We start from the raw sequence: 13,232 nt of genomic DNA, 5'->3' as shown, positions 1-13,232 counted from the left end.
TAAATATTCATGCCTTACCATTTATATCCACAACTATATTCACAATCAGGAGTTACTATGAAGAAAGTTACGTTAGTTGCATCAGTTGCACTGTTCTTGTTTACAGCGATTGCCAATGCACATGGCCCTGTACGTCAAAAAGCCGAAGAACAAATTACCATCAATGCACCGGCTGAAAAAGTATGGGCCCTAATCAAAGATTATGGCGATATGTCCTGGCTTCCCGCTGTAGCTTCCACAAAGGCAGAAGGTGGTAATGCAAAAGGCGCAAAGCGTGTTCTGACCTTAAAAGAGGGTGGTATTATCACTGAAGAGCTGAAAAAGTACGATGAGACAAAAATGTCTTATGCTTACAAAATTACCGAAATGAGTACTGCAAAAACAATTACTCATGCCGGCGCTGAAGAAAGTGTACCGGTATTGCCGGTAGATAACTACTCGGCAAGTATTGATGTAGAAGCTAAAGGTGATACTTCTGTCGTTTCCTGGACTGCCGGTTATTACCGTGCTTACACAAATAACAATCCACCTGTAGAAATGAACGAAACGACTGCTAACGAAGCAGTGACTGCTGTTTTAAAAGAAGGCTTGGCCAACCTGAAAGCCTTGGCTGAAAAGTAAGGGTTATCGAGTGTTTGTTGTGAATTATCAAGCGGTAGCGATGGTTATCGCTACCGCTTTTTTTAGTACGCCACTTTCAGCGACTCCTTTTGCTTATATTACCAATCAATTGGATGACAGTGTTTCTATTATTGATACTGAGCAGGGCAAAGTAGTCGATACGATCAGTGTGTCCGGGAAGCCTGCCGGCGTTGCCGTTGCCCCTGCCGGAGATAAAGTTTATGTCAGTACACCGGAAGCTCATGGTTTCGCCGTTATAGACGTAAAAAAACGTGAAGTTATTGCCAAGGTTGTTGTGAGTGACGGGGCATTAGGTATTGCTGTCGCTACTGATGGCAAACGTATTTATGTAGCAGATTGGTACAATAATAGTGTTGATGTTGTTGATGCCGACAGTTTCAGCATTATTAAAAATATCCCCGTGGGTGATTCGCCATCGGGTTTGGTGGTCAGTCCTGACAATCGCTGGTTGTATGTCGCCAACCGTCTAAGTAACTCGGTTTCTAAAATTGACCTTAATAATCTCACTATCAGTAAAACCACGGCAGTGGGTACGCATCCTTTTGGGCTGACCATTGATGCCAGGGGTGAACGTATTTATGTCGCCAATGTAAAAAGTGACGATGTAACCGTGTTGGAAACCAGGCGCATGTTAGTCATTGCGACCATAAAAGTTAACATGCTGCCTTATGCAGCCGCATTAGCTCTTAATGATAGTCGTCTGTTTGTGACCAATCAGGATGATAGTTCTGTGTCGGTTATTGATACCGAAACGTTAAAAGAAATCGGCTTGATTGAAGTTGGTGATAAACCTGAAGGTATTAATACGCATCCTGATGACCGATATGTTTATGTTGCTAACTGGTTTGATAGTACTGTATCAGTGATTGATGCCCAGACCCTTAAAATCATTAATACCATTAAAACCGGTGAAGGTAGTCGTGCCTTTGGGCAGTTTTTTGGCAAGTAACCTGGTTTCGGTTACGCTTTTGTAAGTAAGGTAAAAAGTTCTTGTCATTAAATTTAAGAAGAAAACTGTATTCACAAATCGGCTTCCAGTCACTTGTGTAACAGTAATAGACTCGTGATATTTGCGCATTGGGCCGTTGTGATAAGCCCCTAACTAAACATTGATTATTTGAGAATAAAATGGCTGAAACTGTAGATGAATTGACGGTAACGTACGAAGATGGCGGGATAGAAACAGTTAAAGAGCTGGATAAAAAAGTACTGACCAAAGGTGCGTGGGCTACGGTTATGTACCGTTATCAGGACTGGAATCGTGCCAAAGAAGAATATGGACCCGATAAATATACCATTCGTCGCTATCAAAAGCGCAATGGTGAATACCAACAAAAATCAAAATTTAATATCTCCAGTAAAGATCAAGCAAAAAGCATTATTGCGGCACTGGAAGAATGGATAAGTATCGACTGATCAGCACAAAAACCATGTTCTGATAAATCTTTAAAGCTAGTAAGTAGTAACTGCCGAACGAGGTTTTTAACCCGTTCGGCACAATACTCACACGTATTTTACGCTTTCCCCAAATACCACTTAATTGTCTTAATAATCCCGCTTTCAAAGCTCTCATCGGCCTGCCAACCCAGTTCGGTTTCTATCTTGGTGGCATCGATGGCATAACGTTTGTCATGACCGGCGCGGTCTTCGACATAGTTAAGCTGATCCTTATAGCTACCTTGGGCTTTAGGGCGCAGTTCATCCAAAATCTCACAGACTTTATCGGCAATGTAATTATTGTTGCGCTCATTACGGCCGCCAATATTGTAGACTTCGCCGACGTTACCGGTATGGTAAACCAAATCAATACCTTTACAGTGATCCAACACATAAAGCCAGTCACGTATATTTTTGCCATCGCCATAAATGGGGATGTTTTCGCCACTAACCGCTTTGCGGATGATGGTTGGAATCAATTTTTCGTTATGCTGTTTGGGGCCATAATTGTTGGAGCAGTTTGTAATCACCGTGTTCATGCCATAGGTATGGTAATAACTGCGGACAATCATATCGCTGCCGGCTTTGCTGGCCGAGTAGGGAGAATTAGGTGCGTATGGCGTGGCTTCGGTAAACAGGCCGGTTTCACCCAACGTTCCGTACACTTCATCGGTAGAGATATGATGAAAGCGACAAGCCTCATAGCCGGGCTTAAAAACAAACGGTTTTTCCATCCAGTATTTATAGGCGACATCAATCAGGGTAAACGTGCCGTTAACATTGGTCTGCACAAAAACACCAGGGTTTTTGATGGAGTTATCGACATGACTTTCTGCGGCAAAATGGATAACACCGCGAATATCATGTTGGCTAAACAGCTGCTCCAGTAAGTTACGGTCGCAAATGTCGCCGTGAATAAACGTATAACGGTCATTACCGGCAATTTCGGCAAGGTTTTCAAGATTGCCGGCATAGGTTAATAAATCAAGATTAACCAAGTGATATTCAGGGTATTTTTCTAAAAAATAAGGGGCAAAATTACTGCCGATAAAACCGGCGCAGCCGGTGATCAAGAGAGCTTTCATGAGTAGTCGGTTCCGGTTAAGTTATTCAGGCAGTCAGCTAGGCTGTCTTTCCAGTAAGGAATAGTCAGGTCAAACGTGCTTTTAATTTTTGCCTTGTTCAGCAAGCTGTAATGCGGACGGGTTGCCGGTGTTGGATAGTCTTTGGTTACTATCGGTTTAACCTGGCAAACAATAGCAGAGTATTCAAAAATTGCTTTGGCAAAGTCATACCAACTACAAACGCCTTCATTACTGAAGTGATAAATTTCGGTGTCAGTCAGGCTCTCCAGTTTGGGATGTTGAATAATCGCCAGAATGGCGAGTGCCAAATCCTGTGCCGAAGTGGGTGTCCCTACCTGATCATAAATAACGCCCAGTTCTTCACGTTCTTTGCCCAAGCGCAGCATGGTTTTGACAAAGTTATTGCCAAAGCGTGAATACACCCAGGACGTACGAATGATGATAGATTTTGCCGGATTAATCGCCAGCATCGCCTGTTCGCCCTCAAGTTTGGTTTGTCCGTAAATGCCTTGAGGATCGGTAAGATCTGTTTCACTATAAGGTTGGTAGTTTTTGCCATTAAACACATAATCTGTTGAGATATGAATCAACGCGCTGTTTTTGGCTTTGGCAATCCGCGCCAGCGTTTCGACGGCGGTGCTGTTAAGGGCTCTTGCCAGTTCAGGTTCAACTTCAGCCTTATCGACGGCCGTGTAGGCGGCGCAATTAATAATGACGTCAAAAGCTTTATCCATAAACCAGGTTTGTATGGCTTCTGAATCACTTAAATCCAGCTCATCCCGACTGATAAAAGTAAATGTAAAGTCGGTGTTTAAGTCACTTAATTGGCGCAGTTCACGGCCCAGTTGTCCATTTGCACCGGTCACCAGTATGGATTTAGGCATAAAGGCTACCCGCATTGTTAAACAACTCCGCGTTATCAAGTGTGGGTTGGATGGTATCTTTTGCGGATAGTTGTAGCTGTTCTTTTGCTACCAGCCAATCAATGCCTAAAGACGGATCATCAAAAGCCAGTCCCCGGTCGTTTTCCGGAGAGTAATAATTGTCCACTTTATAAGCAAAAATGGTGTCATCTTCGAGCACGACAAAACCATGGGCAAAACCGCGTGGTACAAATAGTTGGCGTTTGTTTTGTTCAGATAACTCGACACTCACATGCTGTCCAAAAGTCGGGCTGCCGACTCTAATATCCACAGCGACATCCAGTACCTTGCCTTTAATCACCCTCACCAGTTTGGTTTGTGATGCCGGGGCCAGTTGATAATGCAGACCTCTTAATACGCCATAACCCGATTTTGATTCATTATCCTGAATAAAATCAATGGTAAAACCCAGAAAAGCATTCAGTTTATCCTGGCGAAAGGTCTCAATAAAGTAACCTCGCTCATCACCAAAAACGCGGGGTTCAATGATAATGACATCGGGGATACTGGTTCTTATAAAATTCATATACTTGCCGTACCTTCGCCTGCGCGCCGCAACAGATACTGTCCGTATTGGTTTTTTAACAGTGGCTGGGCTAATTGGATTAATTGCGCTTGGGAGATATAGCTCATTTCATAGGCAATTTCTTCAATACACGCCACTTTTAAGCCCTGCCTTTTTTCAATGGTTTGAATAAAATTGGAGGCTTCCAATAAGGATTCATGGGTACCGGTATCCAGCCAGGCATAACCACGGCCCATCAGTTCAACTTTTAAATTGCCTTGTTCAAGGTACACTTGATTAACGGTAGTAATTTCCAGCTCACCACGATGCGAGGGTTTAATATTTTTGGCAATCTCAATGACACTGTTCGGATAAAAATATAAACCTACGACGGCATAATTACTTTTAGGTTGACTGGGCTTTTCTTCAATACTCAGCACATTACCGTTGTCATCAAATTCGGCAACGCCATACTGATCAGGATCTTTAACATGATAACCAAAAACGGTCGCTTTTTTATGCGCGGTGACATTGAAAACCGCATGAGCCAGCATCTCGACCAAACCATGTCCGTAAAAGATATTATCGCCCAATACCATGCACACATCATCGTCACCAATAAAGTCAGCGCCCAGAATAAATGCTTGAGCCAAACCATCCGGCGATGGTTGTACCTTATAGGAAAAGCGCATGCCGATGTCCGCGCCATCGCCCAATAATTCTTCAAAGCGGGGCAAGTCTTTAGGCGTAGAAATAATCAACACTTCGGTGATGCCCGAAAGCATTAAGGCCGACAGCGGATAATAAATCATGGGTTTGTCGTAAATCGGCGTCAGCTGTTTACTGACGCCTTTGGTAATCGGGTAAAGCCGGGTTCCGCTACCACCCGCTAAAATAATGCCTTTCATTTAATCACTCCATTAAAAAATATAAAATAAACCGGTTATTGAATACTTACAGGTATTGCCGCGAGTTGCTTGATTATCGAAGCATACGCTATTTGATTAGCTTAATCTTTAATACAACATTAGTCGATTTAAGATGAACTCTCTGTGAATGCATTCAGATATGGATTTTTAACTATTTATTAGGTGCAACATACTTTGGCAATGATAAAGGTGTGTTGATTGTATCATTCTCCCCAAAATCATTTCATTCTTGATACGGGGAATCAGGCTGTTTATTTAATTTATGCAAGATGTCCTGCGAGCAGGGTAAATAGAGTATCCTGGGTGTTCAATAGGGTAATGCGTAAAAATCAGCTGTGCAGCTTTCTTCGAACAAAGCTGTGTTACTGATTATTGATCAGTGCGAATCTTGTCAGGAAAGCCTTTAATCGATTATAAATATGCAAAGACAATTTGTTCGTTTTGTCGTTATTGTACTTTTGATTTGCCGACATTTTTGAATAACTACGACAATAGATTGACTTCATTGGGAGTAGTCGTAGAAAATAGCGGGTTTAGATTTGCATAACCATTTAAATTGCGTATGGATAACAGCGTTTCTTCTCAAGACAGTTTGGTTTCTGTTCGTAATTTGTCGTTTTCTCGCGGCGACAAGATAATATTTGACGATATTTCGCTGGATTTTGAACGCGGCAAAATCAGCGCTATCATGGGGCCTAGTGGTACGGGTAAAACTACCTTATTGAAGTTGATTGGTGGGCAGTTGTTCCCTGATAAAGGTTCAATTACTGTTGATGGTCAAAATGTCCATAAATTACGCAGAACTGAATTGTATAATTTGCGTAAACGTTTGGGCATGTTATTCCAAAGCGGTGCATTGTTAACGGATATGAGCGTTTACGATAATGTGGCTTTTCCGTTACGAGAGCATACACATCTTCCTGAATCCATGATTCGTACTCTGGTATTAATGAAGTTGCAGGCGGTAGGTCTGCGAGGTGCCCGTAATTTAATGCCTAATGAGCTTTCCGGTGGTATGGCCCGGCGTATTGCTTTGGCAAGGGCAATTGCGCTGGATCCGATGATGATTCTTTACGACGAGCCATTTACCGGGCAAGACCCTATCTCTATGGGGGTTTTGGTGCATTTGATTAAGTCTTTAAATAATATTTTGGGACTTACCAGCATTATTGTTTCTCATGATGTCCATGACACGTCAGCGATTGCTGATTACATTTATGTGTTATCAGGAGGCAAAATTGTAGGCCAAGGTACGCCTAAGGAAATTCAGCAATCTGACTCTGAATGGGTGCAACAATTTATGACCGGTGCTGCAGATGGTCCGGTACATTTTCATTATCCTGCCAAAGATTATGTTGATGATTTGATGTCAGTTGGAAAGCGTTATTAACATAATTAAAATCAATATCACCTCTGAACTCTCTGCTTTTGACCTTGTAGTGGTTAATTTTAAAGCGGTTAGAACACCATAAACTTAAAGCTGTCCAGGTAAATAGACTATAAAATGATTCGAATTCTACAATATTTGGGTAAAAGTACGCGTACCAGCTTTACCAAGCTGGGCCGAGCTACGTATTTTTTGCTGCAGACTGTTTCCGGCATACCCAGCGTATTACTTCGTCCCAGATTACTGCTTAATCAGTTGTATTCTGTGGGTGTGTTATCTTTTTTGATTATAACCATTTCCGGGTTGTTTGTCGGTATGGTTTTGGGTTTGCAGGGTTATTACACACTCTCTGATTTTGGCGCAGAAGAAACACTGGGTGTTATGGTGGCGGCTTCTTTGGTCCGAGAATTGGGACCCGTTGTTTCGGCGTTGTTGTTTGCGGGCAGGGCTGGCTCTGCTTTGACGGCGGAAATTGGTTTGATGAAGGCAACCGAGCAGCTATCAGGTATGGAGATGATGGCAGTTGACCCGATTAAGCGTATCATTACACCGCGATTCTTGGCCGGATTGCTGGCAATGCCGTTACTGGCTGCATTATTTAGTGCAGTGGGTATTATTGGCGGCCAGATAATTGGCTCCGGTTTGTTGGGCGTTGATGAAGGTGCTTATTGGTCGCAAATGCAGGCCAGTATCGATTTCCATGATGATATTCTTAATGGCGTTATCAAAAGTATTGTGTTTGGTTTTGTTACATCATGGATAGCATTATTTGAAGGTTCTGATGCCATTCCCACTTCGGAAGGTGTTAGTCGAGCGACTACCCGTACCGTGGTTAATTCAGCTTTTAGTATTTTAGGTCTGGATTTTATCCTGACCGCACTCATGTTTGGAGAATAATAACATGCAGCACACCAGTACTCAGGACACGCTTGTCGGGCTTTTTGTCGCGGCAGGTATTGTCGGACTGTTTTTTCTTTCGATGCAAGTCAGTAATTTAAGCTCTTTTGGTGATGAGGAAAGCTATACAATTATTGCCCGGTTTGAAAACTCAGGAGGCCTTAAGGTTAAGTCTCCGGTTTCTGCGGCCGGTGTAAAAATTGGCAAGGTCAGTTCAATCAGTTTTGATCCTAAAACTTACCAGTCAGTTGTTCATATGAGTATTTATACACAGTACAACACGATTCCAACCGATACCAGTGCCAGTATTTATACCGCCGGTTTATTGGGTGAGCAGTATGTTAATCTTGATCCAGGTGGTTCGGAAGAATATTTACAGCAGGATAGTGCCATTGAAATCACTCAGTCAGCGATCATTCTTGAAAAAGCGATAGGCCAATTCTTGTTTAAGTCAGCGGCAGAAAAAAAATGACAGATTTAAGTATTGTTGACCAAGGCGCAGGGCGCTTTATGGTTGATGGCGATTTGACTTTTGCTACTATTAACAAGCAGACGGTAAAGTCTTTTGCATTTTTAACGGCAACAAAATTAATCACTATTGACCTTGCGGGTGTTGCTAATATCGATAGTGCGGGTCTTGCGTTGGTCATTGAATGGATTAAATATACCCGCCAGCATAGAACACAGATAGTGTTTAAAAATATTCCCGAGCAACTGCTCAATCTTGCCAAGCTCAGTGGTTTTGATAAAACCAGTCATTTTTCAACGGAAACTGCAGGGGATCAAGAAGTTGAGGCCCTGCCATCTACAGAGACAATTTAAGTACCCATTATGGATAAATTAACGATTACCGGCGGCGCACAACTTTCTGGAGATATCCGTATCTCTGGTGCAAAAAATGCAGCCTTACCTATTCTGGCTGCAACGTTACTTTCACATATGCCTGTTAGTGTCGGTAACATACCACATTTGCATGACATAACCACGACCATGGAATTATTGGGTCGCATGGGTGTGCGTTTGGTTGTCGATGAGAAAATGAACATTGAAGTCGATAGCAGTACTATCAACAGTTATGTAGCTCCTTATGAGTTGGTGAGAACCATGCGTGCCTCAATTTTAGTGTTGGGGCCCTTATTGGCGCGGTTTGGTGAAGCGCATGTGTCATTACCCGGTGGTTGCGCTATCGGTACACGACCGGTTGATATCCATATTAACGGCCTTATTAAAATGGGGGCGAATATTACTGTCGAAGGTGGTTTTATTCACGCAACGGCTGATCGGCTTAAAGGTTGTCGTTTGGTACTTGAGCAAATCACGGTGACCGGTACAGAAAATTTATTGATGGCGGCAACTTTGGCTGAAGGAACGACCATCATTGAAAATGCTGCTAAAGAACCTGAAGTGACGGATTTGGCGCACTTTCTCAATGCCATGGGCGCTAAAATTACCGGGATAGGTACCGATGTCCTGGTCATTGAAGGCGTTGAAAAGCTGGGGGTAGAAGATTTGCATTATGATATTCTTCCCGACCGAATTGAAACCGGTACGTATCTGGTTGCTGCGGCTATTACTGGCGGCAAAGTCAGATTAAAAAAAACCCGTCCTGATATTCTGGATGCCGTTCTGGAAAAGCTGGTTGAAGCTGGTGCTGAAATTATTATCGGTGAAGACTGGATTGAGCTGGATATGCACGGTAAAAGACCAAAAGCAGTTTCTCTTCGCACTGCGCCTTACCCGGCGTTTCCAACTGACATGCAGGCTCAGTTTATTGCGATGAACTGTATCGCTGAAGGTGTTGGCGTTATTACCGAAACGATTTTTGAAAATCGGTTTATGCATGTTCAAGAGCTTCAACGAATGGGTGCTGATATCAGGCTGGAATCTAATACGGCTATTTGTACCGGCGTTAAAAAATTGACTGGTGCGCCGGTAATGGCAACCGATTTAAGAGCATCTGCCAGTCTTGTGATTGCGGCACTGGTTGCAGAAGGCAGTACTTTGGTTGACCGTATATATCATATTGATCGGGGTTATGACCATATTGAAGAAAAGCTGTCGCAGCTAGGCGCTACAATACGCCGTGTGCCACGGTAAGGGATTGCTATGTTAACTATCGCTGTATCCAAGGGCAGAATTTATGAAGAAGCTTTGCCATTACTGGCAGAGGCTGGCATTGTACCTGTTGATGATCCAAAAACTTGTCGTAAATTAATCCTTGCAACTACTCGCGAAGATGTTCAGTTGGTGATTATTCGCGCTACTGATGTACCTACTTTTGTTGAGTATGGTGCTGCGGATTTGGGTATCGCCGGAAAGGATGTGCTTATTGAGCATGGCGCTGAAAGTCTGTATGAGCCGTTGGATTTAAACATCGCTTGCTGCCGACTGATGACAGCCTATCATAAGGATGCCCCTGAACATCGAGGTCGTATTCGTGTGGCTACCAAATACGTTAAAATAGCCAAGAGTTACTTTGCGAGTAAAGGCATACAAGCCGATATTATTAAGTTGTATGGCTCAATGGAGCTCGCTCCATTAGTTGGTCTTGCTGATTGTATTGTGGATTTGGTTGATACGGGTAATACCTTAAAAGCCAACGATCTTGAACCGCGCGAACTTATTATGAATATAAGTTCCAGGTTGGTGGTTAATAAAGCAGCCATGAAAATGAAGCACGCAGCAATTTCAGAATTACTGATTCAATTTGAAAAAACTTTGGCAAATAGGTAAGTCTATGCCCTGTTTAAACCTCACTAAACTGGATGCTGCATCCCCCGATTTTAATCAGCAATTACAGCAACTGTTGGCTTGGGATGAGTCTGATGACTTAGATATTCATCAGCGGGTTTTGGATATTATTACTGATGTTCGTAATAATGGCGATAAAGCGGTTATTGACTACACTAACCGTTTTGATCAGCGCCATATTACTCAAGCTGGTGAGTTTGAATTGTCTCAAGAAACGCTTAAATCAGCCTGGGAGAGCTTGCCGACTGATCAAGCGCAAGCGCTGCAAATGGCGGCTGACCGTGTTCGCGCTTATGCCGAGCATCAAAAAATGCAGTCTTGGCAATACACAGAAGCTGATGGCACGGTACTGGGGCAGAAAATTACGCCGCTGGATCGGGTTGGTCTTTATGTGCCGGGCGGCAAAGCATCTTATCCTTCATCGGTATTAATGAATGCGATTCCGGCAAAAGTAGCCGGTGTTGATCAATTGATTATGGTGGTGCCTACGCCTCAGGGTGAAACCAATCAGTTGGTATTGGCGGCGGCTTTTTTGGCGGGTGTCGACAGGGTATTTACGGTGGGTGGAGCACAAGCTATCGCTGCGCTTGCTTATGGGACTGAAACGATTCCTGCGGTTGCAAAAATTGTCGGCCCCGGCAATATTTATGTGGCTACGGCTAAAAAACTGGTTTTCGGGCAGGTAGGGATTGATATGATTGCCGGGCCTTCGGAGATCTTGATTATCTGCGACGGTAAAACCAATCCCGACTGGATTGCGATGGATTTGTTCTCCCAGGCAGAACATGATGAAAATGCCCAGGCTATTTTAATTAGTGATGATAGTGATTACCTGGAAGCGGTAGAGCAAAGCATTAATAAATTATTGCCGGGTATGGAGCGTGCCGAAATTATTAAAGCATCCTTGTCAGCACGCGGTGCGTTAATTAAGGTGGATAATTTAAAGCAGGCTGCCCATGTTGCCAACATTATTGCACCAGAGCATTTGGAGTTGTCTGTTGAAGATCCTGTAGCATTGAGTGAGCATATTCGTCATGCAGGTGCCATTTTTATGGGTCGTTATACGGCGGAAGCCTTGGGCGATTATTGTGCGGGTCCTAATCATGTCTTACCAACCTCGGGCACGGCACGTTTTTCGTCGCCTTTAGGGGTCTATGATTTTCAAAAGCGTTCCAGTTTAATCAATTGTTCTCAAGCCGGGGCTGATACTTTAGGCAAAACTGCGTCTGTTCTGGCGCGTGGTGAAAGCTTGACTGCCCATGCCCGATCTGCGGAATTTAGAATAAAGTCAGGTTAATGGGTGTAAAGTTCAAGGTGTAAAAAACAAGTAACTACCTTTTGGCCTTTATCTTTTACTGTCATCATGACTCAAAATAATAATCTGATTTCCGCTGTTTTTCGTAAAGAAGTTTTGGCAATGGCGGCTTATAAAGTCGCTGATGCCTCAGGTCTAATTAAGCTGGATGCCATGGAGAATCCGTATGGCTGGCCGGAAGCCAGTAAAAAAGACTGGTTGGAGGTGCTCAAAAATTGTCAGTTAAATCGCTATCCTGATCCTGAGGCACACCAGCTTACGGAAGTTATCAGGCACTTGAATCGACTACCTGAGCAATTTGATTTATTGCTGGGTAATGGCTCTGATGAAATTATTCAATTACTGTTAATGGCATTGCCGGCAACAGCCAGCGTTTTGGCTCCTGTTCCCGGTTTTGTCATGTACAAGCAACTAAGTGATTGTTTGGGGTTAAATTATCTGGGTATTCCTTTGCTGGCCGAGTCCTTTGATCTCGATTTACCTGCCATGCTGGCAGTTATCGGGCAGCATCAACCTTCAGTAATTTTCCTCGCTTATCCTAATAATCCTACCGGTAATTTATTCAGCGAAACAGCAATACTGGAAATCATAAAAGCAGCTAAAGGTTTGGTTGTCATTGATGAGGCTTATGCACCTTTTGCCAATGCCAGTTTTATTGATGCATTGGGTCAATACGATAATTTGTTGGTCATGCGTACCGTTTCCAAGTTGGGTTTGGCAGGTTTACGCTTGGGCTATATTATGGGTAATCCGGCAATTATTGAGCAACTTAATAAAATTCGCCTGCCTTATAATATTAATAGCCTGACGCAAATCAGTGCTGATTTTGCGCTTTCCAATAAAGCGCTTTTTGATGAGCAAACTCAAAAAATTTGTGCTGAAAGAACCTTTGTTTTTAATGAGCTTAATAAGCTTAACGGTATAACAGCTTATCCAAGTGCTGCGAATTTTATTCTGTTTAAAACGCCTAAAGATAAAGCCACTGAGATTTTTCTGTCGATAAAACAGCAAGGGGTTTTAATTAAAAACATGAGCGCTCAGGGAGGCTTGTTAAGTGACTGCTTGCGAGTCACTATTGGAAAACCCGAGGAAAATTTGGCATTTCTTGCCGCCTTAAGAAAAAGCCTTTACTAAGTAAGTCTATAATAAAAGGGCCACTAAGCTTTTGGCTTAGGTAAAAAATAAACTAACGATTAAATATGCTGGTGCAAACAATGGCCTCGTTGCAAACAAGATTAATGCAACGAGGCCATTGTTCCCATAGCGTTTGGTAAATCTTTTGTTTAAATGACGTGATATTAGGGGCAATCAGTTAAATACCCTGCATCATCTCAAACAATTCACACTAAGCGCTTTAGATT

General features: G+C 43.0%; 15 protein-coding genes. 11 read left to right on the top strand and 4 right to left on the bottom strand.

Annotation, left to right across the window (positions count from 1 at the left end):
• Nucleotides 1-57: 57 nt before the first annotated feature.
• From N7974_RS02350 to N7974_RS02340, 3 genes are all read left to right on the top strand, one after another.
• The gene (locus N7974_RS02350; RefSeq protein ID WP_262964083.1) at nt 58-621 is read left to right on the top strand and encodes an SRPBCC family protein; all 564 of its coding nucleotides are present in this window, start codon (nt 58-60) and stop codon (nt 619-621) included.
• A gap of 40 nt (nt 622-661) precedes the next feature.
• Nucleotides 662-1,591 (top strand): YncE family protein, encoded by a 930-nt coding sequence (locus N7974_RS02345; protein WP_262964196.1) that lies wholly within the window; start codon nt 662-664, stop codon nt 1,589-1,591.
• Nucleotides 1,592-1,770: 179 nt separating this feature from the next.
• Nucleotides 1,771-2,058 carry a hypothetical protein gene (locus N7974_RS02340; protein ID WP_262964082.1) on the top strand — a complete coding sequence of 96 codons (288 nt, stop codon included), beginning with the start codon at nt 1,771-1,773 and terminating at the stop codon, nt 2,056-2,058.
• 98 nt (nt 2,059-2,156) lie between these two features.
• On the opposite strand, the gene rfbB is transcribed toward N7974_RS02340, so the two are convergent.
• Genes rfbB through rfbA form a run of 4 tightly spaced genes read right to left on the bottom strand, consistent with a single transcriptional unit; the run spans nt 2,157 to nt 5,500 of the window.
• Nucleotides 2,157-3,164, bottom strand: a complete 1,008-nt coding sequence (gene rfbB, locus N7974_RS02335; RefSeq protein WP_262964081.1) for a dTDP-glucose 4,6-dehydratase — start codon at nt 3,162-3,164, stop codon at nt 2,157-2,159.
• Nucleotides 3,161-4,048 (bottom strand): dTDP-4-dehydrorhamnose reductase, encoded by an 888-nt coding sequence (gene rfbD / locus N7974_RS02330; protein ID WP_262964080.1) that lies wholly within the window; start codon nt 4,046-4,048, stop codon nt 3,161-3,163. The genes rfbB and rfbD overlap by 4 nt, the downstream gene beginning before the upstream one ends.
• The gene (gene rfbC, locus N7974_RS02325; RefSeq protein WP_262964079.1) at nt 4,041-4,613 is read right to left on the bottom strand and encodes a dTDP-4-dehydrorhamnose 3,5-epimerase; all 573 of its coding nucleotides are present in this window, start codon (nt 4,611-4,613) and stop codon (nt 4,041-4,043) included. Before rfbC ends, rfbD begins: the two co-directional genes overlap by 8 nt.
• Nucleotides 4,610-5,500, bottom strand: coding sequence for a glucose-1-phosphate thymidylyltransferase RfbA (gene rfbA / locus N7974_RS02320; protein ID WP_262964078.1), 891 nt, complete (start codon nt 5,498-5,500; stop codon nt 4,610-4,612). The genes rfbC and rfbA overlap by 4 nt, the downstream gene beginning before the upstream one ends.
• A 583-nt stretch (nt 5,501-6,083) precedes the next feature.
• Here rfbA and N7974_RS02315 point away from each other — a divergent pair.
• The 8 genes from N7974_RS02315 to hisC all read left to right on the top strand — a co-directional run bounded on the left by N7974_RS02315 (nt 6,084) and on the right by hisC (nt 13,005).
• On the top strand, nt 6,084-6,911 hold the full coding sequence (locus N7974_RS02315; RefSeq protein ID WP_262964077.1) for an ABC transporter ATP-binding protein: 828 nt from the start codon (nt 6,084-6,086) through the stop codon (nt 6,909-6,911).
• A gap of 114 nt (nt 6,912-7,025) precedes the next feature.
• Nucleotides 7,026-7,805, top strand: coding sequence for a lipid asymmetry maintenance ABC transporter permease subunit MlaE (mlaE, locus tag N7974_RS02310; protein WP_262964076.1), 780 nt, complete (start codon nt 7,026-7,028; stop codon nt 7,803-7,805).
• A 4-nt stretch (nt 7,806-7,809) separates the two neighbouring features.
• Nucleotides 7,810-8,277: an outer membrane lipid asymmetry maintenance protein MlaD gene (gene mlaD / locus N7974_RS02305; RefSeq protein WP_243220964.1), complete on the top strand. Its 468-nt coding sequence runs from the start codon at nt 7,810-7,812 to the stop codon at nt 8,275-8,277.
• Nucleotides 8,274-8,627, top strand: a complete 354-nt coding sequence (locus tag N7974_RS02300; protein ID WP_262964075.1) for an STAS domain-containing protein — start codon at nt 8,274-8,276, stop codon at nt 8,625-8,627. Before mlaD ends, N7974_RS02300 begins: the two co-directional genes overlap by 4 nt.
• Nucleotides 8,628-8,636: 9 nt before the next feature.
• Nucleotides 8,637-9,902, top strand: a complete 1,266-nt coding sequence (gene murA / locus N7974_RS02295) for a UDP-N-acetylglucosamine 1-carboxyvinyltransferase (protein ID WP_262964074.1) — start codon at nt 8,637-8,639, stop codon at nt 9,900-9,902.
• Between the two features lie 9 nt (nt 9,903-9,911).
• A complete protein-coding gene (gene hisG, locus N7974_RS02290) occupies nt 9,912-10,538 on the top strand; it encodes an ATP phosphoribosyltransferase (RefSeq protein ID WP_262964073.1) in 627 nt (208 codons plus the stop codon).
• Nucleotides 10,539-10,542: 4 nt separating this feature from the next.
• Nucleotides 10,543-11,853, top strand: coding sequence for a histidinol dehydrogenase (gene hisD, locus N7974_RS02285; protein ID WP_262964072.1), 1,311 nt, complete (start codon nt 10,543-10,545; stop codon nt 11,851-11,853).
• Between the two features lie 66 nt (nt 11,854-11,919).
• Nucleotides 11,920-13,005, top strand: a complete 1,086-nt coding sequence (gene hisC / locus N7974_RS02280) for a histidinol-phosphate transaminase (protein WP_262964071.1) — start codon at nt 11,920-11,922, stop codon at nt 13,003-13,005.
• Nucleotides 13,006-13,232 lie beyond the last annotated feature (227 nt).

This window comes from Methylobacter psychrophilus, assembly GCF_025583945.1.
GTDB lineage: Bacteria > Pseudomonadota > Gammaproteobacteria > Methylococcales > Methylomonadaceae > Methylobacter_C > Methylobacter_C psychrophilus.
This window is presented reverse-complemented; position numbering and strand designations above follow the sequence as displayed.

Excerpts from the sequence above, each read along its gene's own strand:
- N7974_RS02350 (WP_262964083.1), top strand. The coding sequence starts at position 58 with ATGAAGAAAGTTACGTTAGTTGCATCAGTTGCACTGTTCTTGTTTACA.
- N7974_RS02345 (WP_262964196.1), top strand. The coding sequence starts at position 662 with ATGGTTATCGCTACCGCTTTTTTTAGTACGCCACTTTCAGCGACTCCT.
- N7974_RS02340 (WP_262964082.1), top strand. The coding sequence starts at position 1,771 with ATGGCTGAAACTGTAGATGAATTGACGGTAACGTACGAAGATGGCGGG.
- rfbB (WP_262964081.1), bottom strand. The coding sequence starts at position 3,164 with ATGAAAGCTCTCTTGATCACCGGCTGCGCCGGTTTTATCGGCAGTAAT.
- rfbD (WP_262964080.1), bottom strand. The coding sequence starts at position 4,048 with ATGCCTAAATCCATACTGGTGACCGGTGCAAATGGACAACTGGGCCGT.
- rfbC (WP_262964079.1), bottom strand. The coding sequence starts at position 4,613 with ATGAATTTTATAAGAACCAGTATCCCCGATGTCATTATCATTGAACCC.
- rfbA (WP_262964078.1), bottom strand. The coding sequence starts at position 5,500 with ATGAAAGGCATTATTTTAGCGGGTGGTAGCGGAACCCGGCTTTACCCG.
- N7974_RS02315 (WP_262964077.1), top strand. The coding sequence starts at position 6,084 with ATGGATAACAGCGTTTCTTCTCAAGACAGTTTGGTTTCTGTTCGTAAT.
- mlaE (WP_262964076.1), top strand. The coding sequence starts at position 7,026 with ATGATTCGAATTCTACAATATTTGGGTAAAAGTACGCGTACCAGCTTT.
- mlaD (WP_243220964.1), top strand. The coding sequence starts at position 7,810 with ATGCAGCACACCAGTACTCAGGACACGCTTGTCGGGCTTTTTGTCGCG.
- N7974_RS02300 (WP_262964075.1), top strand. The coding sequence starts at position 8,274 with ATGACAGATTTAAGTATTGTTGACCAAGGCGCAGGGCGCTTTATGGTT.
- murA (WP_262964074.1), top strand. The coding sequence starts at position 8,637 with ATGGATAAATTAACGATTACCGGCGGCGCACAACTTTCTGGAGATATC.
- hisG (WP_262964073.1), top strand. The coding sequence starts at position 9,912 with ATGTTAACTATCGCTGTATCCAAGGGCAGAATTTATGAAGAAGCTTTG.
- hisD (WP_262964072.1), top strand. The coding sequence starts at position 10,543 with ATGCCCTGTTTAAACCTCACTAAACTGGATGCTGCATCCCCCGATTTT.
- hisC (WP_262964071.1), top strand. The coding sequence starts at position 11,920 with ATGACTCAAAATAATAATCTGATTTCCGCTGTTTTTCGTAAAGAAGTT.